23 protein-coding genes and 2 tRNA genes are annotated in these 25637 nt (G+C 64.4%); 14 read left to right on the top strand and 11 right to left on the bottom strand.

Annotated elements, in window-relative coordinates; all coding sequences use genetic code 11:
• Positions 1-3 precede the first annotated feature (3 nt).
• The gene (locus tag SxD43FB_RS01470) at positions 4-909 is read right to left on the bottom strand and encodes a TraB/GumN family protein (protein ID WP_096060675.1); all 906 of its coding nucleotides are present in this window, start codon (positions 907-909) and stop codon (positions 4-6) included.
• A 136-nt stretch (positions 910-1045) separates the two neighbouring features.
• On the opposite strand from SxD43FB_RS01470, the gene SxD43FB_RS01465 reads away from it, so the two are divergent.
• The 3 genes from SxD43FB_RS01465 (at position 1046) to ppdK (ending at position 7436) form a co-directional block, all read left to right on the top strand.
• Positions 1046-1945, top strand: a complete 900-nt coding sequence (locus SxD43FB_RS01465; protein ID WP_096060751.1) for a glycine--tRNA ligase subunit alpha — start codon at positions 1046-1048, stop codon at positions 1943-1945.
• Between the two features lie 112 nt (positions 1946-2057).
• Positions 2058-4595 (top strand): glycine--tRNA ligase subunit beta, encoded by a 2538-nt coding sequence (gene glyS / locus SxD43FB_RS01460; RefSeq protein WP_096060674.1) that lies wholly within the window; start codon positions 2058-2060, stop codon positions 4593-4595.
• A gap of 138 nt (positions 4596-4733) precedes the next feature.
• Positions 4734-7436, top strand: coding sequence for a pyruvate, phosphate dikinase (gene ppdK / locus SxD43FB_RS01455; RefSeq protein ID WP_096060673.1), 2703 nt, complete (start codon positions 4734-4736; stop codon positions 7434-7436).
• Between the two features lie 53 nt (positions 7437-7489).
• Here ppdK and SxD43FB_RS01450 read toward each other — a convergent pair whose 3' ends face one another.
• The gene (locus tag SxD43FB_RS01450) at positions 7490-7969 is read right to left on the bottom strand and encodes a hypothetical protein (protein ID WP_096060672.1); all 480 of its coding nucleotides are present in this window, start codon (positions 7967-7969) and stop codon (positions 7490-7492) included.
• Positions 7970-8109: 140 nt separating this feature from the next.
• Here SxD43FB_RS01450 and SxD43FB_RS01445 point away from each other — a divergent pair.
• Both SxD43FB_RS01445 and SxD43FB_RS01440 read left to right on the top strand, forming a co-directional pair.
• Positions 8110-8186 (top strand) — tRNA-Arg (locus SxD43FB_RS01445).
• Positions 8187-8242: 56 nt separating this feature from the next.
• Positions 8243-8319 (top strand) — tRNA-Arg (locus SxD43FB_RS01440).
• A 19-nt stretch (positions 8320-8338) separates the two neighbouring features.
• Here the strand turns inward: SxD43FB_RS01440 and SxD43FB_RS01435 are convergent.
• From SxD43FB_RS01435 to SxD43FB_RS01405, 7 genes are all read right to left on the bottom strand, one after another.
• Positions 8339-9787, bottom strand: coding sequence for a cobyric acid synthase (locus SxD43FB_RS01435; RefSeq protein ID WP_096060750.1), 1449 nt, complete (start codon positions 9785-9787; stop codon positions 8339-8341).
• A 46-nt stretch (positions 9788-9833) separates the two neighbouring features.
• Positions 9834-10052, bottom strand: coding sequence for a hypothetical protein (locus SxD43FB_RS01430; protein WP_043151364.1), 219 nt, complete (start codon positions 10050-10052; stop codon positions 9834-9836).
• A gap of 31 nt (positions 10053-10083) precedes the next feature.
• The gene (locus tag SxD43FB_RS01425) at positions 10084-11343 is read right to left on the bottom strand and encodes an N-succinylarginine dihydrolase (RefSeq protein WP_096060671.1); all 1260 of its coding nucleotides are present in this window, start codon (positions 11341-11343) and stop codon (positions 10084-10086) included.
• A complete protein-coding gene (locus SxD43FB_RS01420; protein ID WP_176482643.1) occupies positions 11340-12356 on the bottom strand; it encodes an arginine N-succinyltransferase in 1017 nt (338 codons plus the stop codon). The genes SxD43FB_RS01425 and SxD43FB_RS01420 overlap by 4 nt, the downstream gene beginning before the upstream one ends.
• A gap of 18 nt (positions 12357-12374) precedes the next feature.
• On the bottom strand, positions 12375-13586 hold the full coding sequence (locus SxD43FB_RS01415; RefSeq protein ID WP_096060669.1) for a hydrolase: 1212 nt from the start codon (positions 13584-13586) through the stop codon (positions 12375-12377).
• A 46-nt stretch (positions 13587-13632) separates the two neighbouring features.
• Positions 13633-14532: a DUF481 domain-containing protein gene (locus SxD43FB_RS01410; RefSeq protein WP_096060668.1), complete on the bottom strand. Its 900-nt coding sequence runs from the start codon at positions 14530-14532 to the stop codon at positions 13633-13635.
• Between the two features lie 89 nt (positions 14533-14621).
• Positions 14622-15107 (bottom strand): RNA pyrophosphohydrolase, encoded by a 486-nt coding sequence (locus tag SxD43FB_RS01405; protein WP_096060667.1) that lies wholly within the window; start codon positions 15105-15107, stop codon positions 14622-14624.
• A gap of 187 nt (positions 15108-15294) precedes the next feature.
• Here SxD43FB_RS01405 and SxD43FB_RS01400 point away from each other — a divergent pair, with 187 nt between their 5' ends.
• Complete coding sequence (locus SxD43FB_RS01400) at positions 15295-16677, top strand: deoxyribodipyrimidine photo-lyase (protein ID WP_255245563.1); 1383 nt, start codon at positions 15295-15297, stop codon at positions 16675-16677.
• 36 nt (positions 16678-16713) lie between these two features.
• Complete coding sequence (locus tag SxD43FB_RS01395) at positions 16714-17979, top strand: cyclopropane-fatty-acyl-phospholipid synthase family protein (RefSeq protein ID WP_096060665.1); 1266 nt, start codon at positions 16714-16716, stop codon at positions 17977-17979.
• A 46-nt stretch (positions 17980-18025) separates the two neighbouring features.
• Here the strand turns inward: SxD43FB_RS01395 and SxD43FB_RS01390 are convergent, their stop codons facing one another.
• The gene (locus SxD43FB_RS01390; protein ID WP_096060664.1) at positions 18026-18751 is read right to left on the bottom strand and encodes an SDR family NAD(P)-dependent oxidoreductase; all 726 of its coding nucleotides are present in this window, start codon (positions 18749-18751) and stop codon (positions 18026-18028) included.
• Positions 18752-18895: 144 nt separating this feature from the next.
• Entirely contained in the window at positions 18896-20374 is a 1479-nt protein-coding gene (gene purF / locus SxD43FB_RS01385) for an amidophosphoribosyltransferase (protein ID WP_037474635.1), read from the bottom strand.
• Positions 20375-20570: 196 nt separating this feature from the next.
• On the opposite strand from purF, the gene ccmC reads away from it, so the two are divergent.
• From ccmC to SxD43FB_RS01355, 7 genes are all read left to right on the top strand, one after another.
• Positions 20571-21299, top strand: coding sequence for a heme ABC transporter permease CcmC (gene ccmC / locus SxD43FB_RS01380; protein ID WP_037474633.1), 729 nt, complete (start codon positions 20571-20573; stop codon positions 21297-21299).
• Between the two features lie 5 nt (positions 21300-21304).
• Positions 21305-21436, top strand: a complete 132-nt coding sequence (locus tag SxD43FB_RS25775; RefSeq protein WP_255245562.1) for a hypothetical protein — start codon at positions 21305-21307, stop codon at positions 21434-21436.
• Positions 21433-21879, top strand: a complete 447-nt coding sequence (gene ccmE / locus SxD43FB_RS01375) for a cytochrome c maturation protein CcmE (protein ID WP_069066639.1) — start codon at positions 21433-21435, stop codon at positions 21877-21879. Before SxD43FB_RS25775 ends, ccmE begins: the two co-directional genes overlap by 4 nt.
• A gap of 160 nt (positions 21880-22039) precedes the next feature.
• Positions 22040-23968 carry a heme lyase CcmF/NrfE family subunit gene (locus SxD43FB_RS01370; RefSeq protein WP_096060663.1) on the top strand — a complete coding sequence of 643 codons (1929 nt, stop codon included), beginning with the start codon at positions 22040-22042 and terminating at the stop codon, positions 23966-23968.
• Positions 23965-24492, top strand: a complete 528-nt coding sequence (locus SxD43FB_RS01365; RefSeq protein ID WP_096060749.1) for a redoxin family protein — start codon at positions 23965-23967, stop codon at positions 24490-24492. Before SxD43FB_RS01370 ends, SxD43FB_RS01365 begins: the two co-directional genes overlap by 4 nt.
• Positions 24489-24899: a cytochrome c-type biogenesis protein gene (locus SxD43FB_RS01360; protein ID WP_096060662.1), complete on the top strand. Its 411-nt coding sequence runs from the start codon at positions 24489-24491 to the stop codon at positions 24897-24899. Before SxD43FB_RS01365 ends, SxD43FB_RS01360 begins: the two co-directional genes overlap by 4 nt.
• Positions 24896-25537 carry a cytochrome C biosynthesis protein gene (locus SxD43FB_RS01355; RefSeq protein WP_096060661.1) on the top strand — a complete coding sequence of 214 codons (642 nt, stop codon included), beginning with the start codon at positions 24896-24898 and terminating at the stop codon, positions 25535-25537. Before SxD43FB_RS01360 ends, SxD43FB_RS01355 begins: the two co-directional genes overlap by 4 nt.
• Positions 25538-25637 lie beyond the last annotated feature (100 nt).

Raw genomic sequence — 25637 nt, 5'->3', positions numbered from 1 at the left:
CGCTTACTCCTTGATCCGCCGGGCGGTGATGCCCAGCGTCTTCAACTGATCCTGCACGCTGCCCTTACCCGCCAGATGCCCCGCGCCCACCGCGACGAATATCGTCCCCGGCGTCGCCATCCGCGCCTTGATCCATTGCGCCCAGCTCGCGTTGCGCCCGATCAACAGCACCTGCGCGAGTTCAGGCGTCGCCTCCAGCGACTCGTTCATCGACTTGCCTAGCTTGTCCGGGTCGCCCGCCTGCCAGTGGCGCAGTAGGGCGGCAAACTCCGTTTCCATCTCCGGCAAGCCGTCGACGGTCGCGTTTAGGAAAGCGACCTGCTGTTCCATCGGCAGCGTCGCGAAGAAATCGATCTGCTGCTCGACCGTCTCCAGCGCCTCGACCCGCTTGCCCGCATTCACCGCCGCACCGCGCAGAATCTTCTCCGCTCCAAGGTCCGCTTGATAGCCCATCTTCGCCAGCGGCGCGACGGCCAGCGCCATGCCCGCCATCCACGGGTTCATCCGGTCAAAGGCCGGAACGGGCAGGCCATTCGCCGCCATCGCCGCGCGATATTTGTCCCGCGCCTCCGGCGTCAGCCGGTCGGACAGCGCCACGCCATCGTTGGCCAGCGCCTTGGCCATCATCACGCCACCCATCACATTGGGATCGTCCGGCTCGATAATTTCCAGCACCAACTCGTCCGACCCGTCGAACGCGGCCTTCACCCCGCCGCGAAACCAGTCCACGTCCGGCTTCATCACATGCACCGTGCCGAACAGATAAAGAGTCGTGTCCGCATCCTTCACCCGCCACAGCGCGGGCGTCGCGACATTGGTCGCGGGCGGGGCAGGGCGGGCGGCGACCGGGCCACTGGTCAGCAACAGCGCGGCGGCAAGGCCATGGGCCAGATAAGCAAGCATCTTCATAGCCCCGACCATGCGGGGCGGATGGCGCAAGGGCAAGCCACTTAACCCTGTTTCGCTCCGTCCTGCCCTTGACCCTATCGGCCCCATGCGCCAAGGCGCGAGCCAGCAAAACCGACCATTTCGCGAAGGACTATTCGTGGCCGAAGGCAAAGCGCTTTCCTTCCAGGACCTCATCCTGACCCTCCATGCCTATTGGGGGAAACAGGGCTGCGTCATCCTCCAGCCCTATGACATGGAAGTCGGCGCGGGTACCTTCCACCCCGCCACCACGCTGCGCGCACTTGGGCCGCAGCCGTGGAACGCCGCCTATGTCCAGCCCAGCCGCCGACCCACGGACGGCCGCTATGGCGAAAACCCCAACCGGCTGCAGCATTATTACCAATATCAGGTGATCATGAAGCCCAGCCCGGCCAATCTGCAGGAGCTGTATCTCGGCAGCCTCGTGGAAATCGGCATCGATCCCCTGGTCCATGACATCCGCTTTGTCGAGGATGACTGGGAAAGCCCGACGCTGGGTGCCTGGGGCCTTGGCTGGGAAGTGTGGTGCGACGGCATGGAAGTCACGCAATTCACCTATTTCCAGCAGATGGGCGGCTATGACTGCAAGCCGGTCGCGGGCGAACTCACCTACGGCCTCGAACGGCTGGCCATGTATATTCAGGGCGTCGACAGCGTCTATGACCTGAAATTCAATGATGCCGGTGTCACCTATGGCGACGTGTTCCTGGCCAATGAACAGCAGATGTCGAAATGGAATTTCGAGGTCGCCGACACCGAAAAGCTGTTCCGCTGGTTCAAGGATTGCCAGTCCGAATGGCGCAGCTGCATCGACAATGGCGTGCCGCTCGCCGCCTATGACCAGGCGATCAAGGCCAGCCACGTCTTCAACCTGCTGCAAGCGCGCGGCGTGATCTCCGTCCAGGAACGCGCCAGCTATATGGGCCAGGTCCGCGACATGGCGAAGGGCAGCTGCGAAGCATGGATCGCGAGCAATAGCGATGCTTGGAGCGCGAAATTTCCGGGGTGGGTGGTGTGAGCCTTGTGAGCTGCACCCTACATCCGTTCGTGTCGAGCGAAGTCGAGACACGCTCGCGCGACCTGTCCTCCACGTCTCTCGACTTCGCTCGAGACGAACGGAAGAATGAAATATGACCGACTTCCTCCTCGAACTGCGCTGCGAAGAAATCCCCGCGCGCATGCAGCTCAAGGCCAGCGACGATCTCGCCCGCCTCTTTACCGAGGAACTGGCGAAATCCGGCCTGACGCCGGGCGCGATCGACAGCTTCGTCACGCCCCGCCGCCTGGCGCTCATCGCCCGCGAGCTGCCGCTCGAAACCGCCGCCGTCAGCGAAGAGCATAAAGGCCCGCGCACCAGCGCGCCGCCGCAAGCGCTCGAAGGCTTCCTGCGCAAGACCGGCCTGACCCAGGATCAGCTCGAAGACCGGGGCGGCATCTGGTTCGCCGTGGTCAACAAGCCCGGCCGCGCCACCGCAGACGTGCTGGCGCAAGCCATCCCCGCCATCATCCGCGCCTTCCCCTGGCCCAAATCCATGCGCTGGGGCACCGCGTCGCAGACGACCGAAAGCCTGCGCTGGGTCCGCCCGTTGCAGGGCATCGTCGCGATCCTGGGCGAGCAACTGATCGACTGCGAGATCGATGGCATCCGCAGCGGCTATGCGACGCTTGGCCATCGCTTCCACCACCCGGCCGAAATCACCATCGGCGGGGCGGGCGACTATGCGCAAAAGCTGCGCGCCTGCCATGTCATCGTCAGCCATCAGGAACGCCAGGCGATCATCGCGGACAAGGCCGCGCAAGCCGCCGCCGCCCATGGCTACACCGTCATCGAGGACAAGGGACTCGTCGCGGAAAATGCGGGCCTGACCGAATGGCCGGTGCCGCTGCTCGGCGATTTCGACCCCGTCTTTCTTGAGGTGCCGCCTGAAGTCATCCAGCTAACCCTGCGCATTAACCAGAAATATTTTGTGCTGCGCGACGGCGCGGGCAAACTCGCCCCCGCCTTCATCTGCACCGCCAATATCGACGCCAAGGATGGCGGCGCGGCGATCATCGCAGGCAACCGCAAGGTGCTGGCCGCGCGCTTGAGCGATGCGCGCTTCTTCTGGGAACAGGACCGCAAGACGCGGCTGGAAGACCACGCCAAGAAACTCGAACGCATCACCTTCCACGAGAAACTGGGGACGGTAGCCGACAAGGTCGAACGCGTCGCGAAACTGGCCCGCTGGCTGGTGGAAGAGGGCATCGTGACTTCTGGAACCCTCTCCCTTGAGGGAGAGGGCAGGGAGAGGGTGCTCGACGCTAATGGTGCGCGCGACACTGGCGTAGAACCCCCTCTCCCCAGCCCTCTCCCCGCAGGGGAGAGGGAGCAATTGGCCACCCTCGCCGAACAAGCCGCCCGCCTCTGCAAAGCCGACCTCGTCACCGAAATGGTCGGCGAGTTCCCCGAATTGCAAGGCGTCATGGGCGGCTACTACGCCCGCGCCGAAGGCCTGCCCGACGCCGTAGCCGACGCCATCCGCGACCACTACAAACCGGTCGGGCAGGGCGATGACGTCCCCACCGCGCCAGTCACCGTGGCAGTGAGTTTGGCGGATAAGCTGGATACCTTCTTTGGCTTCTTTGGCATCGAAGAATTTCCCACGGGTTCGCGCGATCCTTTCGCATTACGGCGCGCTGTTTTGGGTATTAATAGGATTACCTTGACCAACGGTCTGCGGTTTTCTCTCAGCCTGCTTTGGACGAAATATCTTTCAATTGTCGCTGATGTTTACTCGCAACAAGAAGAGCGAAATGCGTTCTTGGCGCGAGGTGCCTTTGGATTGCCTTTTTCTGATAACGAAAACGTGGTGCAATCGGAAGGGCTTTGGAGAGTCGTATCCTTCTACCGTAAGTCAGATTTTGACTGGCCAGAGAAATTCCTAAACGCGCCACAATGGCTAGTAGTAATACAAGCTAAGCAAACGGAAAATGCTTGGGATTCGACTATTACACCGTCGTTGATACGTCTGCGTGCGGATGCCGTTGCCGAAAAGGTTGTCCTCGACTTCTTCGCCGACCGCCTCAAGGTCCAACAACGCGAAGCCGGTGTCCGTCACGACCTGATCGACGCAGTGTTCGCGCTGGGTGGCGAAGATGATCTCGTCCGCCTGCTCGCCCGCGTCCATGCGCTGCAATCCTTCGTCGCGACCGACGATGGCGCAAACCTGCTCGCAGGCTACAAGCGCGCCGCGAACATCCTCAAGAAGGACGCGCCACAGACTCCCTCTCCCCAGCGGGGAGAGGGCCGGGGAGAGGGGGAGCGAGCCGCAGGCGAGCGTCCGGCTCTCGATGTGGCACACCCCCACCCAACCCTCCCCCTTGAGGGGGAGGGCAATCTCAAGGAACACAGCATTTTCCCGCTGTCCTACACGCCCGAAATAGCCGAAGCTGCGCTCATCGCCGCGCTCGACGTGGCGGAACCGCGCACGGCGCAGGCGGTGGCGGCGGAGGATTTCGAGGGCGCGATGGCCGCCCTCGCCACGCTCCGCGCGCCCATCGACGCCTTCTTTGAAAGCGTGACGGTCAATGACGCTGATCCCGCCAAGCGCGCGGCCCGCCTTGCGCTGCTGGCGCGGGTGCGTGACGCCGTTCATAGCGTAGCCGACTTTTCGAAAATTACGGGCTAACGCAACGAAATGACAAAATCAGCGGGAAAAGTGCGAAGTTAAAGCGTAATAATCCTATTCGATCGCGCATCATCCCGCTATTGCTGCTGGATTGTTGCAACGCAATATAATCGGCAATCAGTGCAGGGAGAGCCGGGAATGACTGAGACACAAGAGGCCATCATGACCACAACCTCGACCCGTTATGTCTATCGTTTTGGCGGCGGCGTGGATGATGGCGGGCAGGGGGACCGCAACCTTCTGGGCGGTAAGGGCGCGAACCTCGATGGCATGGCCGCGATCGGCCTGCCGGTGCCGCCGGGCTTCACCATCACCACGGAAATGTGTACCCGCTATTATGAAGATGGCGGCGTCTATCCCGACAGCGTGAAGGCGGAAGTCGCCACTGGCCTTGCCCATATCGAAGGGATCACCGGCAAGAAATTCGGCGACGCCGCCGATCCGCTGCTCGTCTCGGTCCGTTCCGGCGCGCGCGCGTCGATGCCCGGCATGATGGACACGGTCCTCAATCTCGGCCTCAACGACGAAACCGTCATCGGCCTCGCCAACACGTCGGGCGACGAGCGGTTCGCCTGGGACAGCTATCGCCGCTTCATTCAGATGTATTCGGACGTTGTGTTGGAACTGGACCATGGCGCATTCGAGGAAGCGCTCGAAGTCGCCAAGGAAGATCAGGGCTACAGCCTCGACACCGAAATGACCGCCGACGACTGGAAGGCCCTGGTCGCCGAATATAAGGCGCTCGTGAAGAAACTGTGGGACAAGCCCTTCCCGCAGGATGTGCATGACCAGCTGTGGGGTGCGATCAGCGCCGTGTTCGGCTCCTGGCAGTCGGAGCGCGCGAAAGTCTATCGCCGCCTCAACAACATCCCCGGCGAATGGGGCACGGCGGTCAATGTGCAGGCGATGGTGTTCGGCAATATGGGCGAAACATCGGCCACCGGCGTCGCCTTCACCCGCGACCCGTCGACCGGCGAGAATGTCTATTATGGCGAATTTCTGATCAACGCGCAGGGCGAGGATGTCGTCGCCGGCATCCGCACCCCGCAATATCTGACGCTCGCCGCGCGCGAACGGGCAGGGGCCAAGCCGCTGTCGATGGAAGAGGCGATGCCGGAAACCTATGCCGAACTGGCCAAGGTGTTCCAGATCCTCGAAACCCATTATCGCGACATGCAGGACATTGAATTCACCGTCCAGCAGGGCAAGCTGTGGATGCTGCAGACGCGCTCTGGCAAGCGCACCGCCAAGGCGGCGCTCAAGATGGCCGTGGACATGGCGCATGAAGGGCTGATCACCGAGGAAGAAGCCGTCGCCCGCGTCGATCCCGCCGCGCTCGATCAGCTTCTCCACCCCACGCTCGATCCCAAGGCACCGCGCGATGTGCTGACCAAGGGGCTACCCGCCAGCCCCGGTGCCGCGTCTGGCCTGATCGTGTTCGACGCCGACACCGCCGAGCGTCGCAATGAAATGGGCGACGCCGTTATCCTCGTCCGCGTCGAAACATCGCCGGAGGATATTCACGGCATGCACGCGGCCAAGGGCATCCTGACCGCGCGTGGCGGCATGACGTCGCACGCTGCCGTGGTGGCGCGCGGCATGGGCCGCCCCTGCGTCTCCGGCGCGGGTGGCATCTCGATCGACAGCAAGGCGAAAGTCCTGCGTATTGGCGGTCGGGAATTGAAGGAAGGCGATATCCTCACCCTCGACGGGTCGACCGGCGAAGTCATGGCGGGCGAAGTGCCCACCGTGCAGCCCGAACTGGCGGGCGACTTCGGCACGCTGATGGTCTGGGCCGACAAGGTCCGTCGCCTCAAGGTCCGCGCCAATGCCGAAACGCCGCAGGACTGCAAGGTCGCGCGCGAATTCGGCGCGGAAGGCGTTGGCCTGTGCCGCACCGAACATATGTTCTTCGACGCGGCCCGCATCACCGCCGTCCGCGAAATGATCCTGGCCGACAGCGAAAAGGGCCGCCGCGTCGCGCTCGAACGGCTGCTGCCCGAACAGCGTGACGATTTCGCGCAGATCTTCATGGTCATGGCGGGCCTGCCCGTCACCATCCGCCTGCTCGATCCGCCGCTGCACGAATTCCTGCCCCATGCCGAAGCGGAATTCGAGGAAGTGGCCAAGGCGGCGGGCGTGTCGGTCGACGTGCTCAAGCGCCGTGCCAACGAACTGCATGAATTCAACCCGATGCTCGGCCATCGCGGCTGCCGCCTGGGCGTCACCTATCCCGAAATCTACGAGATGCAGGCCCGCGCCATCTTCGAAGCGGCACTGATCGTCAAGCAGCGCGGCGGCGAAGCGCCGATCCCCGAAGTCATGATCCCGCTCGTTGCGACGCGCAAGGAACTGGAACTGATGAAGGCGATCGTCGATCGCGTCGCCGCCGAAGTCTTCGCCGAACAGGGCGACAGCGTCGAATATCTCGTGGGCACGATGATCGAACTGCCCCGCGCCGCGCTCAAGGCCGGGGAAATCGCGGAAGTGGGCGAATTCTTCTCCTTCGGCACCAACGATCTGACGCAGACTACCATCGGCATCAGCCGCGATGATGCGGGCCGGTTCCTTGGCACCTATGTCGACAAGGGCATCTTCGCGCGCGATCCCTTCGTCAGCATCGATGTCGAGGGCGTGGGCGAACTGATCCAGCTCGCCGCCGAACGCGGGCGAAAGACCCGCCCCGGCATCAAGCTCGGCATCTGCGGCGAACATGGCGGCGATCCGGCCTCGATCGCCTTCTGCGAGGCGACAGGCCTCGATTACGTCTCGGCCTCGCCCTATCGCGTGCCGATCGCCCGCCTCGCGGCGGCGCAGGCCGCGCTGGCTAAGAAGGCATAAGAAAAGGGCGGGGAGCAATCCCCGCCCTTTCTCTTTGACGTCGAAGCCTGGGCTTAGCCGAACAGGCCACGCTTGGCGGGCTTGGTCTCCAGCGTGCGCGCCTGACCGCGCCAATCCTCCTGAACGATCGTACCGGGCCGCAACCCCAGCCGCGCTTCCAGCGCCGCTTCCTGCTCGGCACCCAAGGCCGCGATCTGCTCGAAGCGCTGATAGCCCGCCTCGTTGAGCGACACTTCCTGCGCCTGGCTGATCCCGTTGATGCGGCTCAGGTCATCGCGCTCATGCGTGGCGCTGGCCGCAGCCACGCCCGCCGCACCGGCACCCACCGGCACCGCCTGCCGTTCCAGCTCGCGCACGCGCGTTTCCGCCGCCTCGATCCGCGCATCGCGTTCCTTCACCGATTGCCGGTGCAGCAATTGCTCGTCGCGCCAGGCCCGGCGATATTTGCCGCGCCCGCTCATCATCAGGCCGAATATCAGGCCGATGACCAAAGCGATCAGCAGCAAGGCAATGTCATTCAGGGTAAAGCTCATGGCGGGTCCTCCTGCCCATCCGAACGGTGCAGCGCGGCAAAAGTTGCCCTTTCCTCGTTCCGGTTCGGAAACGGGCCATAAAAGTGCAAAAAAGGGGCTTGCCCAAATGGCCGGGCGCTTCTATCTGCGCCTCTCCAAATGCACCCATAGCTCAGCTGGATAGAGCATCAGACTACGAATCTGAGGGTCGGGCGTTCGAATCGCTCTGGGTGCACCATTTTTCCGAAGGGCTTTATCGGTCGGGCTTCCAGCCTCGCCGCCGGTCTTTCTTCTGCACCCATAGCTCAGCTGGATAGAGCATCAGACTACGAATCTGAGGGTCGGGCGTTCGAATCGCTCTGGGTGCACCATTTTCCCATCAAATAACGATCAGCCCATCGCCAGCGCGACCATGGCATCAACATCGGCATGGGTTTCGAGCAGCGCGGCGACCTCGTCCAGCGCATCCTCGACCGACTGGTCATAATCCTGCCCCGCCGACGCGCTGCCCAGCCGCTGCAGCAGGGCGTCGCGCAAATCCGTGCTGGCGAGCAGCCCATGCACATAGCTGCCCATCACCCGCCCATCGCGGCTGATCGCCCCATCCGGCCGATCGCCCAGCATCGCGAACGGCCGTGCACGATCCGGCCCATCTGTCCGCCCCATATGCATCTCATAGCCGCCAAATTCGGCCCCCAGCGCCCGGCCACGCACCGCTTCCAGCGTCTTGGTCCCGCCGAGCACCGTCTCGATATCCAGCAGCCCTAGCCCCGCGACTGACCCCCGCGGTCCCTCCAGCCCGTCCGGGTCAGCAATCGTCCGCCCCAGCATCTGGTATCCGCCGCATATCCCCAGCACCGCGCCCCCGCGCCGATGATGCGCGCGAATGTCGATGTCCCACCCCTGAGCCACCATCGCCCGCATATCCGCGACGCTCGCTTTGGAACCTGGCAGGATGACCAGCGCCGCCTCGGCGGGGATAACCTGGCCCGGCCCGACCATGCGCAGGTCCACCCCCGGCTCCAGCTTCAACGGATCGACATCATCGAAATTGGAAATGCGCGGCAGCACCGGACAGGCGACCACCAGCGGCGCATCGACCGAAAATTGCCGCCGCTCCAGCACGACCGCATCCTCGCTCGGCAGTCGCGCTACGGCATCCAGCCACGGCACCACGCCCAGTCCACGCCAGCCCGACAGCGCCTCGATCTGCGCATAGCCATCCATGAACAAAGCCGGATCGCCGCGAAATTTGTTGATCAGGAAACCCTGGATCATCGCTGCATCCTCCGGGTCGATCACGGTGCGCGTGCCGACCACCGCCGCGATCACGCCGCCCCGGTCGATGTCGCCGACCAGGACGACCGGCACATTGGCGGCGCGGGCAAAGCCCATATTGGCGATGTCGCCCCCACGCAGGTTGATCTCGGCGGGCGATCCCGCACCCTCGACCACGACGATGTCGCATTGCCCCTGCAACCGCGCATAGCTTTCCAGCACCGCGCCGAGCAATTCGCCCCGCGCGGCGCGGAAATTGCCCGATCCAAGCGTGCCGCGCACCTGGCCATGGACGATCAGTTGCGATGTCCGGTCGGCCTGCGGCTTCAACAGCACCGGGTTCATGTCGGTATGCAGCGGCCCCCCGCAGGCGACCGCCTGCAACGCCTGCGCCCGGCCAATCTCGCCGCCATCGGCGGTCACGGCGGCATTGTTGGACATATTTTGCGGCTTGAACGGGCGCACCCGATAGCCGCGCCGCACCAGTACCCGGCAAAGCCCGGCGACCAGCACAGACTTGCCGACATCCGATCCGGTTCCCTGCAACATGATGGCACCCATGGCCATCATCCCTGACCGGCGGGTGCCGTCAGCGCAAGCCCTTGAGCTATCCGTAGGTGCGCCGATATTCGAGCGTGTCCAATATCATGCCGCCACCCATGAAGACCGCGCCAGTGCAGGCCAGCGCCAATAGCTGCCCGCCGGTGCCGGGATATTGCTGCATATAGGCGACGCCGCGCTCGGTCGCGCCAAGGGCGAGCGCGTAGATGATCAGAAACGCCTCGAACTTGGTCTTGACGATGAAAAGACGCTTGATCCGTTCCATTTCGATTCCATCCGGCGTTTGGCCCCCGCCATCACGGCATGAGATCGCCCGAAAGCTGCAAATGGTCAACAAGCGTTAACCATGATTGTTCGATCCGCGCGATCAACGTCGTGTCGCCAAGGCCATCGGGCGCGATATCTTCGGGCCAATAGGCCGCGACGATGGCCGCGATGGCATCCAGCTTCGCCTCATCCACCAGGAAGCGCGGATCGATCGTCGCCGGATCGGCCACGACGCGCAGCCGCAGACAGGCGGGACCACCGCCATTGGCCATGGACTGGCGCACATCGACCGGCACGAGTCGGCGGATCGGCCCATTGCCCGCGATCATCTGCTCCAGCCATTGCCACACCGCAGGCGTCTCCCGCGCCTCGGTCGGCAGCACAAGCGCCATCTCGCCCGTCGGCAGCGTCACCAACTGCGCATTAAAGAGATAGCTTTTGATCGCATCGGCCAGGCTCACCGCGCTGGCAGGCACCTCGACAATCTCGACGCAGGGCAGGGCAGCGCGCAGATCGGCATAGAAGCCTTCCTTGTCGGCAAAGGCCAGTTCATGCGTGAACAACACCCGCTCATTGGCCACCGCCACCACATCATTGTGGAAAGCGCCCGCCGCAATCGCTTCCTCGGATTGCTGCACGAACAGCGTCCGCGCCGGCTCCAGTCCATGCCGACGCGCCACGGCCTTGCTCGCCTCGACATGCTGGCGCGCGGGGAAGGGGCCGCTCGACTGGCCATAGACGAATATCTCGACTCCCGGCTGGTCATGCCGTTCGGCCAACCGCATATGATTGGCCGCGCCCTCGTCGCCAAAGGGCGGCGGCACCGGGCCATGCACAGCAAAGACGCTCTGGTCGGAAAAGGCGACGCGCAACTGCGCCAGCGTCTGCGGCCATTCATGGCTGCGATGCGCCATCGTCACCAGGTTCGCGACGGTCAGGTGGGTGCGCCCGTCGCTTGTGTCGCTGGCGGGCGACACCGTCGCCGCATTGGCCGCCCACATGGACGAGGCCGACATCGCCGCCGCTCGGATATGCGGCTCGGCTGCCCCGACATCGGTCCCCAACTGCGCCAGCCACGCCCCATCGGGCCGCCATTGCGGCAGGAATAGGCCCTGTGTCAGCCCCAGCCGGATATTGCCGCGCATCTTCTCGATACCCTGCAACGCCGCCGCGCGCGGATGCGACACCGCGCCCGCATTGCGCGCCGACGCCAGATTGCCGACGCTCAAGCCCGCATAATTATGGCTCGGCCCGATCAGCCCGTCGAAATTAATCTCGGTAACGCTCATGCCCGCCCCGCCATGGTGAATTCGACCCCCGGTTCCAGCCCGATCCGCGCCGCGCTCGCCGCATCAAGCGACACGACGCCGTCCGCTTCCTGCACGAAACCCCAGGTGCAGCGATAGTCGGTCAGCCGCCCGGTCGCGATCAGCATCTTGTCGCCGCCCTTTTCATGCGTCGCGCCCAGCGTCACGTCGCGCGCGCCCGCAATCGTCTTCAACTGGTCGATCTGCCCCACCATCGTCGGCCCGCCATCGAAAATATCGACATAGCCCGCATTGTCGAACCCTTCGGTCTCCAGCATCCGCATCGCTGCCCGGCCATTGGGATGGGGCAGGCCGATGACCGCGCGCGCGCTGTCGGTCAGCATCGCGGTATAGATGGGCGTCTTGGGCATCAGGTCGGCGATGAACTGGTTGCCGTTGACGGCATTGAACTCATCCGCCTCCTGAAAGCTCATGCCAAAGAAGCGCCCGGCCAACCCGTCCCAGAAGGGCGATCCGCCCGCCTCGTCAATTACCCCGCGCAATTCGGCGATCACCTTGTCGCCAAAGCGCTGCCGATGCCCGCGAATATAGAGATAGCGGCTGCGCGAGAGTAGCAGGCCCAGCCCCTCGGCCCGTTCGCGCGGGTGCAGGAACAGCCCGCCGACCTCGACCGATCCCTCCAGATCGGTCGTGAGCGACAACATCTGCGCCCGGAATGTCCGGCCCAATTCACGACTATGCTGGGTCAGCATCCCCAACCGATAGGAATAGAAAGGCCAGCTTTGCCCCACAGTCGAGAAAATCTGGCATGTGCCGCGCACTTGTCCCGTCTCGACATTTTCCAGCACCATGACGATCAGCTCGTCGGCAATGCCATCCTCCGCCCGCGCCAGCGCCGCCTCGGTCCGCTCCAGCTTGGCCGCCAAAGACTTGCGGTCAGGCGGTAGGTTGGTGAAGCCACCCCCGGTCAGCTTCGCCATTTCATAGAGCGTCTGCAAATCCTCCGCCCGTGCGGTTCGCATGATGAAACTCAAGCGCTTACCCTCTCTTCTTCATATCTTATATTTGCCTTGCGCGATCCGCAGCAGCGCCAGCGCCGACAATTGCGCCCGTTCGGGCAGGCTGTCGGCGATCAGAAATTCGGCATCGCTATGGATACTCCCGCCGCGCACGCCCATCGTATCGACCACCGGCACACCGCAAGCGGCGATATTATTGCCATCGCACACCCCGCCGGTATCGCGCCAGCCAATCTCCAGCCCCAGATCGGCTCCGCATTGCTTGACCAGCCCGAACAGGCGCTCGGCCTTGTCATCCATCGGCTTTGGCGGCCGTCCGAAACCGCCATGCAGATGCAGGCTGACGTCATGGTCGCGCGCCACAGCGGTCATCGCCCGCTCGATCAGCGCCCGCGCCGCCGCCTCATCCTGCGGTGTCCGGGGCCGGAAATTGACCCGCAACACCGCATGGTCGGGCACGACATTATTCGGCCCGCCGCCTTCGATCTTCGCGGGATTGCACGAACAGCCGGGGCCGCTCCCCGCCTTGAGCCGCAGCGCTAGGTCGGCCGCCGCCAGCAGCGCGTTGCGTCCGTCATCGGGATTGCGCCCGGCATGGGCACTGCGCCCGCTCACCACGATCGAGAAATTGCCGCTCCCCGCCCGCGCGCCCGCCAGCGTGCCATCGGGCAGGGCAGGCTCATAGGTGAAGGCCGCGACCTTGCCGGCCGCCATCGTCCGCAACAGGCCAGCGGAGGAGGGGCTGCCCACTTCCTCGTCGCTATTGATGACGACGTCATAGCCTAGCATCTGCGCCGCGTCCGTTCCCTCGATCGCCTGCAGCGCCGAGAGCATCACCGCGATCCCGCCCTTCATGTCGGCGACGCCCGGCCCGTTCAGCACGCCCGGTTCGATCCAGCGCTGCGCCTGAAACGGATGATCGGCGGCAAAGACCGTATCCATATGCCCGGTGAGCAAAATCTGCACCGGGGCTTGCGGCCGCACCGACAGATGCAGATGTTGCCCATGGATGATCGTCTCGACCCGTCCGTCGGCGCGCATCGTCTCGACCGGCACAGCGTCGATCAGCGTCACATCGCCCGGCAGTACGGCAAAGCTATCCGCCAGCGCGCTGGCCATCCGCGCCAGCCCGTCCAGATGCCGCGATCCGCTATTGATCGCCGCCCAATCCTGCACCTGCGCCAGCATCGGCGCATCGGCGGCCCGCTCCAGCAGGGCGGCTTCGATCGATGATAAGGGGTTCATGGCAAGGGTCTATCAGAGCGCGCCGCGCGCCTCCACCCCCACCGCGTCAGAAGTCGTAGGTCAGCGTCAACCGGCTCAGCGTATCCAGATCGCGGGCGCTCAACAGCGTTTCCGACTCATATTGGACGTTATAGGACAGGGCGGCCGACAGCCGCGCCGCCACCTTCGTTTCGATCGCGGTCAGCGAGTTGAGCGAATAAACCTCGCTCTCGGCATAGCCCGCCGCCGTCTGCTTCAGCGTCAGCGTCGGCGACAAGCGCCACACCGCCGCCATCGATCCACGCGCGCCGAGCTTGGTTTCGCGCTCCCCGGTCAGATATTTGGCGTGTCGCACCGACGGACCGATATCGACCTGCAAATCCAGCGGTTGGCTGACGATCAGCTTGTAACCGATACCGACCGACCCGGTATAGCGTTCGTCATAGCCGATCGACGTATCCCGCTCGAACTGGGTCAGCCCATAGGCAAAACCGCGCGGATCGAACTGATAGCGTGGCTCATAGCTGGCGAGATAGCGTTCGCGCGAGGTCACGCCATTGGCGCGACGATAATCCGCCGTCGCGCTCAGCTTGTGCGTCCATTGAAGGCCTGCGCGAGTCGCCGTGGCCGTGCCGCTCAGGCCCAATTCGCTGGTCGAGCCGGTCGAGCGGACCCCGCCCGCCTCGACCCGCCCGGTCCATAATTCGGTGAAGCGCGCCTCGCGAATCACCGTGTCATGGGTCGCCTTGGTGCGTTCCTTCCAGCTATTGACCATCCGCTGGATCTCGTCACCCGACGCCGGATTGGTCTGCCGTGCGATCTTGGCGACGGTGGCGATCTCCGTCTCGCTGCCATTGGCGATTGCCGCCTCCAGCATTTCGCGCACCGATGACGGTAGTAACACGGGGTCGGCGGCCAAAGCAGGGGCGGCAAACAGGAACGACATCAGGATCAAACAGGCACGCATGTCTCCGTCATACCCGCTCGACCGCAAAATTTAAGCCCCTAAGTGCCTGTATCGCGCACGGCCTGCCGCAGGAACGGTATCGCAACGGTTCAGATCAACGATTTGAATTCCTGCAGGATATCGCGATACAGCTTGCGCTTGAACGGTACGATCAGTTCCGGCAGCGTTTCAGGCTCGGCCCATTTCCAGCTGCGAAATTCGGGATGCTTGGTCTGAATATTGACGTCGCTGTCCTGTCCCAGAAAACGGGCGAGATACCAATATTGGCGCTGGCCGCGATATTTGCCGCCCCAGAGCTTGCCCAGCAATTCCGGCGGCAGATCGTAGAAATGCTCGTCCTTGGCCTTGGCGATGATCTCGACATGCTCCGGCCCGATGCCGGTTTCTTCGCCCAGTTCGCGCAGCGCCGCCGCCTTGGCGTCTTCGCCCTCGTCGATCCCGCCCTGCGGCATTTGCCAGGCTTCCACGACATTATCGAGCCGCTGGCCGACGAAAACCTTGCCATCCCTGTTGACCAGCATGATGCCGACGCACGGCCGATATGCCATTTCCCGTTCATTGGGCGTGGAAGCCATAAATCCCCTGAATCTTTCTCATATGGTGCCACACACCCCAGCAGGGCACCGAACATAAGGATAAGCGCGGCCGCGGCGTGCGTCCATGGATCGAATCGCGCATGGCCTGATTTGCGACGGGCCGTTGGTCCACAATATGCCCGATAGGGTGGTTGGAACCCGGCCCCGTGCCGCGCATTGCCCCATCATGTCCAGCAACGCCCCCGTCCTCCTCTGGCTCCGCCAGGATCTGCGCCTGTCCGATCAGGCCGCGCTCTCCGCTGCCGTGCAGGAGGGGCCGGTCATCCCGGTCTATATATTGGACGATGACACGCCGCGCAGTTGGGCGATGGGCGGCGCGTCGCGCTGGTGGCTGCACCACAGCCTGACCAGCCTGGACGAGCGGCTGCGCGAAAAGGGGTCGCGCCTCATCCTGCGGCGCGGGGCGTCGGCCGACATGCTGGCGCAACTGGCCGAAGAAACCGGCGCGCGCCGCGTCCATGCCCTGCACCATTATGAACCCTGGTGGCGCAACGCGGAAAAGGCGGTGGCCAAGACGCTCGATCTTTGCCTTCACGACGGCGGTCTGCTGTTGCCGCCGGGCGCGGTGCGGACCGGGGCAGGGGGCATCTATCGCATCTACACGCCCTTTTCCCGCGCGGTGATGGAGCATATGCCACCGCCCACGCCGACCCGCGCGCCTGCGGCCATCCCGTCGCCGGACCAATGGCCAGCCAGCGACGCGCTGGACGACTGGGCCTTGCTCCCCACCAAGCCCGATTGGGCGAGCGGCTTTACCGAAGACTGGACGCCCGGCGAAGCAGGCGCGCGCGCGCACCTCAACAGCTTTCTCGATGCAGTCGGCGACTATCCGGTCGCGCGTAACCTGCCCTCGGTCGAAGGCTCCTCGCGCCTGTCGGCGCATCTTCATTTCGGCGAAATCTCGCCCGCCACTGTCTGGCACCGCGTCGCATCTTCAGGACAAGATGCAACTATCTACCTCAAGGAATTGATCTGGCGCGATTATGCCCATGTGCAGATTTGCCAGATGCCGACCTATGGTTCGGAAAATGCCCGGTCGGATTTCGACGCGCTGCAGTGGCGCGACCTGCGCAGCGCCGGGTCGGACTTTACCGCCTGGAAGACCGGGCGCACCGGCTATCCGATCGTGGATGCAGGGATGCGCCAGCTTTGGGCGACCGGCTGGATGCATAACCGCGTCCGCATGATCGCCGCCAGCTTCCTCATCAAACATCTGTTGATCGACTGGCGCCACGGCGCACGCTGGTTCTGGGACACGCTCGTTGATGCCAGCTACGCCAATAATAGCGTCAATTGGCAATGGGTGGCGGGCAGCGGCGTTGACGCCAATCTGTTCACCCGCATCATGGCCCCGCTCAGCCAGTCGGAAAAATTCGACGCCGCCGCCTATATCCGCCGTTGGGTGCCCGAACTGGCCGATCTCAACGACGGCGTTATCCACGACCCTGACGCCCATGGCGCGCGCCCCGCCGCTTATCCGCCCAAGATCATCGAGCATCGTGAAGGCCGCGAGCGCGCCTTAGCGGCCTATCGCCACGCAAAGGGGTGATTGCAGCGCCCGCCTGCTTCGGGCAGGAATGACGCCATGAATGCAGTCGATCCACGCCGCGGCCGCCGCGCGCTTTCCGTGCGCCAGCCGCCCCGTTCCGGCAAGCCCAGCCGGATGGGCCGCGCGTTGGGACCGCTCTTCCATCGCCTGCTCGACCGGATCGACCGGGGATTGGATCAGGGATCGCTCGATGCCATCCTGCCCGATGGCGCGCGCCGGATGCTGGGCGGTCGGACGCCGGGGCCGCATTGCGAAGTCCATCTCGTCCACTGGCGCGCGCTGATCCGCTTGGCCACTGGCGGATCGGCGGGCTGGTATCGTGCCTGGGCGGCGGGCGAATGGACCAGTCCCGACCCGGTGCCGCTCTTCGCCTTGTTCATGACCAATGCCGTCGCGCTCGGCCGCGTCGCGCGCGCCAATGGCCCGACCCGCTGGATCGGCCGCGCGATCCACTGGGCACGGCGCAACAGCCGCACCGGGTCGCGCCATAACATCGCCTATCATTATGACCTGGGCAATGATTTCTACCAGCTCTGGCTGGATGAACTCATGCATTATTCCAGTGCCTTATTCATCGATCCTGACAGCGAAACCGAGACTCTGGAACAGGCCCAGCGGCGCAAGGTCGATGCGATTCTTGACCGGCTCGCGCTCAAGGATGGCGATAGCCTGCTCGAAATCGGCTGCGGTTGGGGTGGCCTCGCCGAGCAGGCGATGGAGCGGCAGGTGATCGCCTATACCGGCCTCACCCTCTCGACCGAGCAGGCCGACTATGCCCGCGATCGCCTCGGCTCCGGCGCGCAAATCTGCCTGACCGACTACCGCGATGCGCAGGGCCAATATGATGCCATCGCCAGCGTCGAAATGGTCGAAGCCGTTGGCCAGCGCTATTGGCCCGCCTATCTCGCCACCATCCACGGCTTGCTCAAGCCCGGCGGCCGCGCCGCGATACAATATATCTTGATCGATGACGCCATTTTCGACCGCTACGCGCGCGGCGCGGACTTCATCCAGACCTATATTTTCCCCGGCGGCATGCTGATGTCGGAAAGCCGCTTCCGCACGCTGGCCGAGCAACAGGGGCTGGAATGGCGCGACGTCCACCGCTTCGGCCAGCATTATGCGCAGACACTCCGCCGCTGGCGCTTACGCTTCGACCAAGCGATCGAACAAGGCCTGTTACCCGCCAGTTTCGACCAACATTTCGTGGCCTTATGGCGCTATTATCTGATGTATTGCGAAGGCGGATTTCGCGGCGGCGGCATCGACGTGGCACAAGTGACGCTGGTGAAGCCCGCCTAAAACCGCCGTTCGTTTCGAGCGCAGTCGAGAAACGCCCGCGCAGGTCTCAGCCTTCGACCCGCATCCGATGCCCGGTCGGCGTATCCGCCGCGACCAGCCCGACGATCGCATCGGCCACGACCTCCGGCCCCTTGAGCGTTGCGGGATCTTCCCCTGGAAAAGCCCGCGCCCGCATCGCCGTGCGGGTCGCGCCGGGATCGACGATATGGGTGCGGATGGCCGAGATATTCTTCATCTCCTCGCCATAGGCGCCAACCAGCGTTTCCAGCGCCGCCTTTGACGCGCCATAAGCGCCCCAATAAGCGCGCGGACTAACGACCGACGACGTCACCACCACCACCCGCGCATCCTTGCTTGCCCGCAGCATCCCGTCGAACGCCGCGATCAGCGCCTGGGGGGCAGCGATATTGAGCGTCAACAGTCGCGCAAATTCCTTGGCGTCGATCGCCGGCACCGCCGCCAGCGCGCCCAGCGTCGCGGCATTCAACACCAATATGTCGAGCGCATCCCAGCGCCCGCCGATCGCCTGCGCCAACCGCCCGATACTCTCGCCATCGATTAGGTCGAGCGGCGCGATCGTCGCGCTGCCGCCTGCGGCGTGGATGCGCTCCTCCACCTCTTCCAGCCCGCCGGTCGTCCGCGCGGTCAGCACGACATGCGCGCCCGCCCGGCCCAGCGCCTCGGCCGTCGCTGCGCCGATGCCACGACTGGCCCCGGTGACGAGCGCCAATTTACCGGAAAGGGGGCCGGAGCGAGAGGAAGTGTCAGTCATAGCATCTCGTCATTTTCAAACTGATTTATGTTCCGTTCGCCCTGAGCCTGTCGAAGGGCCTCACTTCCTGCACAAGGAAGGGGCTTCGAAAGGCTCAGCCCGAACGGATCTTTTAGGTTCGGAGAAAAGCGCAAGGAAAGCCCGTCAGGCCACCCGCTCAGCCAGCAATTCCAACTGATTGGTCACCACCACATCATCCTGATCGGTCAGCGCGGTGGGATAGTCGCCGGTGAAACAGGCGTCGCAATATTGCGGCCGCGTGTCGGCTCGCTTCGCTTCGCCCAGTGCCTTGTACAGGCCGTCGATCGAGATGAAGGATAGGCTGTCGGCATGGATGAAATCCTGCATGCCGCCCACGTCCAGCTTGTGCGCCAGCAGCTTGGTGCGTTCGGGCGTATCGACGCCATAGAAGCAGCTATGCTTGGTCGGCGGCGATGCGATCCGCATATGCACCTCTGCCGCGCCCGCCTCGCGCATCATCTGCACGATCTTCAAGCTGGTCGTCCCCCGCACGATCGAATCGTCGATCAGCACGATCCGCTTGCCTTTGATCAGCGCGCGGTTGGCATTATGCTTCAATTTCACGCCGAGATGGCGCACCTTGTCGCCCGGCTGGATGAAGGTCCGCCCGATATAATGCGAGCGGATGATGCCGAGTTCAAACGGAATGCCCGATTGCTGGGCATAGCCGATCGCGGCGGGCACGCCGCTGTCGGGCACCGGAATCACATAATCGGCCTCGACCGGATTTTCGATCGCCAGCTGCGCGCCGATCGCCTTGCGGACCGAATAGACGCTCGACCCGTCGACGATCGAATCGGGGCGGCTGAAATAGACATGCTCGAAGATACAGGGGCGCGGATGGACGGGGCCGAACGGCCGATGCGACCGAATCTCGCCTTCGTTGGTAACGATCACCAGTTCACCCGGCTCGATCGTGCGCAGATATTCGGCACCCACCACGTCGAGCGCGACCGTCTCGGACGCGAAGATCGTCGTATCGCCGAGCTTCCCCATCACCAACGGCCGGATGCCCAGCGGATCGCGACACGCGATCATGCCTTCGGGCGTCATGACGATCAGCGAATAGGCACCCTCGACCTGCTTCAGCGCATCGATGAACTTGTCGAGCAGCGTGCGATAGCTGGACGTCGCCACCAGATGGATGATGACCTCGGTATCCGACGTCGACTGAAAGATTGACCCGCGCCGAATCAGTTCGCGCCGCACCTTCATCGCGTTGGAGATATTGCCATTATGGGCGATCGCGAATCCGCCCGAATTCAACTCGGCATAGAGCGGCTGCACATTGCGCAGCGACGTCTCGCCCGTGGTCGAATAGCGCACATGGCCGCAGGCCGCGTCGCCCGGCAATCCGCGAATCACCTCGTCCCGGTCGAAATTCCCCGCCACATGGCCCATGGCCCGGTGGGTATGGAAATCATGCCCGTCCCAGCTGGTGATACCGGCGGCTTCCTGCCCCCGATGTTGTAGCGCGTGGAGGCCAAGCGCGACGATAGCGGACGCCGTATCAGCGCCCGAAACGCCGAAAATGCCGCATTCCTCGCGCAACTTGTCGTCGTCGAAGGGGTTCGTAGTCATCATGGGTGCGAGCGGTTCCATAGCCGTTCCTGACAACCCATAAGGAATATCCAAGGGTCGTCGTTGAGCGCGCATATAGTCACTCGAAGCCGCTTTGTCGCCCTCCTGTCATAAAAAAGCGTCGAGGCGTGTCGCAACGCAGCGTTTCAGCTGGCCCGCTATCCGCAAAACGCCCCACTGGCATTGCCCCGCGCGCCCCGCTACAGACGCAGCCCTGATGCATCGTTTCGCCAATCCCGCCCGCTTCCTCAAGATCGCGCGCCCGTTGACGGGCTGGCTGTTCTGGCCGGGGCTTGCCCTGTTGCTGGCGGGCTGCGCCTGCGGCCTGTGGCTGACGCCCGCCGACTATTTGCAGGGGCAGACGGTGCGCATCCTTTATATCCATGTGCCCGCCGCCTGGCTCGGCATGGGTGGCTGGACGGGCATCGCCATCGCCGCGCTGATGCAATTGGTATGGCGGCATCCGCTCGCCGCCGTGGCAGGCCGCGCGATCGCCGCGCCCGGCGCGCTGTTCACTGCTATATGCCTGGCCACGGGATCGATCTGGGGTCGCCCGACCTGGGGAACCTGGTGGGAATGGGACGGGCGGATGACCTCCATGCTGGTCCTGCTCTTCCTCTATCTCGGCTATATCGCGCTCGCCAATGCCAGCGCGCGACAGGGGGCCGGGCAGGGCGGCGTCAGCAATGTCACCGCCATTTTCGGCCTTGTCGGCGCGGTCAATATTCCGATCATCAACCGCTCGGTCGTCTGGTGGAACAGCCTGCATCAGGGGCCGTCCATCACGATGCGCGGGTCCAGCATCGACATGGCGATCCTGTGGCCGCTGGGCCTGACGTTGCTCGGCTTTACGCTTTGGTTCGGCGCGATCGTCCTGATGCGGATGCGCGCGATCCTGGCGCAGAACAAGGTCGAGGCGCGCATGCAGCGTCTCGCGAGAGGGTGACCCCGATGCAGCAATGGACCTTCGTCATCGCCGCCTATGCGGTCACGCTGCTGGGTACGGCGGCGGTCAGCTGGCTCAGCTGGCGCACGATGCGCCGTGCCGAGGCCCAGGCCGAGCAACTGGCGGACCGCGCATGAAGGCCAAGCATCAACGGCTGATCCTCGCGCTCGCTGCATTGGTGGCGCTTATCGGCGCAGGGCTGCTCGCGGCCTCCGCGCTCAAGGATGAAGCCGCTTATTTCTACGCGCCGGGCGATGTGAAGACCAAGGGCGTCGAACCCGGCAAGCCGATCCGTCTGGGCGGCATGGTGGTCAAGGGCAGCCTCAAGCGCGCGCCCGATGGCGTCACCATCACTTTCGACGTCACCGATGGCAAAGCCACCGTCCCCGCCACCTTCAGCGGCATCGCGCCCGACCTGTTCAAGGAAGGCAGCGGCGTCGTCGCCGAAGGATCGTTCGATACCAAAGGCACCTTCGTCGCCACCAACCTGCTCGCCAAACATGACGAACGCTACATGCCGCGCGAGCTGGAAGGCATGAGCTACAACGAAACCACCCGCGAGATCGAGGTGGACCAGTGAGGCTGCGCGATATTTACACCCTCCCCTTGCAGGGGAGGTGGCAACGCGAAGCGTTGACGGAGGGGTGTCACCCTCTCGATAGCGGGACACCCCTCCGTCTGGCCTGCGGCCAGCCACCTCCCCCACCGGGGGAGGATCATTTTTGCGTGGATAAGGCCCCATGATCGCTGAAATCGGCCTCGCCGCGCTCTGGCTCGCCGCTGCGCTGGCGCTGCTGCAACTTGTCCTCGCCTTCACGGGCCTCAAGGGCAACAAGCCCGACCTGCTCGCCGCCGTGCGTCCCGCCGCCGTGGCGCAGGGCGTGCTGACCGCCATCGCCTTCATCGCGCTCGTCACGCTGTTCCTGCGCTCGGACATGTCGGTGCTGCTCGTCGCGACCAACAGCCATTCGGCCAAGCCCTGGCTCTATAAATTCGCGGGCACATGGGGCAATCATGAAGGCTCGATGCTGCTCTGGGTCACGGTCATGGGCGTCGCCGGTGCCGCCGTCGCTCTGTTCGAGCGCGCGCTGCGCCGCGACACCCATATGGCGACGCTGGGCGGCCAAGCCGCGATTTCTCTCGGCTTCTACGCCTTCCTGCTCTTCTCCTCCAACCCCTTCGCCCGCCTCGCCCCGGCCCCAGCGGACGGGCAGGGGCTGAACCCGCTGCTGCAAGACCCCGGTCTCGCCTTCCATCCGCCCACGCTTTATATCGGCTATGTCGGCCTCTCGGTCGCCTTCTCCTTCGCGATCGGCGCGCTGCTGACACGGCAGGTCGATGCCGCCTTTGCGCGTGCGATGCGCCCGTGGGTGCTGGCCGCCTGGGTGATGCTGACGCTCGGCATCACCGCGGGCAGCTACTGGGCCTATTATGAATTGGGCTGGGGCGGCTGGTGGTTCTGGGATCCGGTCGAAAACGCATCGCTCATGCCCTGGCTCGCCGCGACCGCCTTGCTTCACAGCGTTACCGTGCTGGCGACCCGCGACGCCCTGCGCGCCTGGACGGTCATGCTGGCGGTCGTTGCCTTCTCGATGTCGATGGTCGGCACCTTCCTTGTGCGTTCGGGCATCCTCACCAGCGTCCATGCCTTTGCGGTAGACCCGGAACGCGGCAGTTTCATCCTCGGCCTGCTCGCCCTCTATATCGGCGGCGCGCTTGCTTTGTTCGGCTGGCGCATCGGTGCTGTACGCGAAGGCGCGCCGTTCGAGCTGGTTAGTCGCGAAACTATGTTGGTTATCAATAACTTGCTGCTGACGGTCATATTGGGCCTGGTCCTGATCGGCACCCTCTATCCGCTGATGACCGAAGCCTTCGGCCACAAGGTGTCGGTCGGCGCGCCCTATTTCGACCGGATCGCCGGGCCGATCGCGCTCGCGTTGATGATCGCCATGGCCGTCGGCCCACTGGTGCGCTGGCGCAGGGACGATGGGCGGGTGGTGACCAAACGTTTGGTAATCCCCTTTCTCATAGCGCTATCCTTGTCCGCTTGGCTGTCCGTTTTGGCCTGGGGCCGCATCGGTATCCTGCCTTTCCTTGGCCTCGTTATCGCCGGAGCGGTCGGCGTCGCCAGCCTTGCGCCCTTGTGGAAACGCAATCTGCGCCGCACCCCGCTCTTCACCTATGGCATGGTCATCGCGCATCTCGGCTGCGCGGTCAGCTTAGGCGGCATGGCCAGCGACTCCGCCTTCACGGTCGAGAAGCTGGTCGCCGCCCGCCCCGGCGACATGATCCAGACCGCAGGCTGGCAGCTTCGTTTCGTACAGATCCAACCCATAGCGGGTGATAACTGGACCGCGCTCCAGGCCGACATGGAAGTCCGTCGCGGTGGCCGCCCGGTGATGATCCACCCCCAGTCCCGCTTCTTCGCCTCGCCCCCGACCACGACCAGCGAGGCCGCTTTGCTGACCCGTTGGAACGGCCAGCTGTACGTCGTGCTAGGCGAAGAGGTCGAAGGCGGCCGCTGGCAACTGCGCATCTGGTGGAAGCCCTTCGTCACTCTCATCTGGTTGGGCGGCATCCTGATCGCGCTGGGCGGCTTCCTGGCCCTACTCGGTCGCGAACGGCGCGGCTGGCTGATGAAGTGGCGCGCCAGGGCGGCAACCGCATGAGAAAGCTTTTGATCTGGCTGCCGCTTGGGCTGTTCCTCGGCTTCATCGCCCTGTTCGCCAGCGGTCTGTTCCAGCCCGATGACCGCGTCATCCACTCCCGCCTGATCGGCCAGCCGCTCCCGGCTTTCACGCTGCCTGCCGCCGCCAGCGACCGCCCGCCGCTCGCCAGCGCACAGATGGCCACCGGCCAGCCCCGCCTGCTCAACATCTTTGCCAGCTGGTGCGTTCCCTGTGCCGCCGAAGCCCCGCAACTCGAAACGCTCAAGGCGGCAGGCGTCCCGATCGACGCGATCGCCATCCGCGACGCCCGGCCCGATGTCGATGCCTTCCTCGCCCGCTATGGCAATCCCTACGCCCGCATCGGCCTCGACGCCCGCAGCGCCGTCCAGATCGCGCTAGGCTCGTCCGGGGTGCCTGAAACCTTCGTCATCGATGGCAAGGGGCGCATTGCCTACCAGCATATCGGCGACATCCGCGCCGATGATGTGCCGATGATCCTCGAAAAGCTGAGGGCCGCGCAATGAGACTGATCATGGCTTTCCTCCTCGCGCTGATCGCGACGCCGCTCGCTGCCCAGACCGCGCTGCCGCCCGCGCCTTGGGCCGATCGCCAACTCGCCGACCCCGCACAGGAGCGCAAGGCCAAGGCGCTGATGGAAACCATCCGCTGCCTTACCTGCCAGAGCCAGTCGATCGCCGACAGCAATGCCAGCATGGCGGGGGACATGCGCTCGCAAATCCGTGAACGGATCATGGCGGGCGAGCAGCCCGAAGCGATCCGCACCTGGCTGATCGCCCGCTATGGCGACTGGGTCAGCTACGAACCTACCGCCGCCCCCATCCTCTGGCCGCTCTGGGGCGCGCCCTTGCTGCTGCTTGGCCTTGGCCTGCTGCTTCTGCGCGGCCGGATCAAGCGAAAGGTGCGGTCATGACCGGCTGGTTCCTCGCCTTCGGCCTCGCCGCGCTGGCGTTCCTCGCCATGCTGCTGCTTGGCCGCATCCCCCGGTCCGCGCGGGAGATCAGCGCAGCCGCGCTGCTGTTGGGACTGGCGGGCTATGCCTGGCAGGGCAATCCCGGCTTGGCCGGTGCGCCGCGGTCGACCAAGCCGGTCGAGGGCCAGTTCGACGAGAAGCTGGCGGAAGAACGGCGCAGCCTCGGCGAACGTTTCGGCCCGACCGGGCAATGGCTGATTCTGTCCGATGGCCTGGGCCGTCAGGGCAAGACGAAGGATGCCGCCAACATCCTGCTGTCCGGCTTGCGCGCGCGGCCCGACGACGCCACGCTCTGGCTCGGCTTTGGCAATGCGCTGGTAGCCCATGCCGATGGCATATTGTCGCCGGGCGCGGATTTCGCGTTCCGGCGGGCCATGGCGCTCGATGCCGAAGGTCTTGCGCCGCGCTATTTCTATGGCCTGGCGCTGGCACGCAACAACCAGTTGCAGGCTGCCCGTGGCATCTGGGCTCCGCTGGCGGAGAGCGCGCCGGAAGACAGCCGGATGAAGACGGAACTTCAAGCCAATATCGCGCGTATCGACGCCCTTCTGGCTCAGGATGGAACGGCCGCACCTTAGGCACGCAGCGTCGCATTGCACGCCTCCGGAGGGCATGGTAGGGCGCGGCGGTTTGTGGGGTGACAGCATCGTCCGTCATCGCTTCTCTTCGGATGTCGAC

Source organism: Sphingobium sp. D43FB, from assembly GCF_002312805.1.
Classification (GTDB): domain Bacteria; phylum Pseudomonadota; class Alphaproteobacteria; order Sphingomonadales; family Sphingomonadaceae; genus Sphingobium.
The sequence above is the reverse complement of the archived record's forward strand: the minus strand, read 5'-3'. Positions and strand labels throughout refer to the sequence as shown.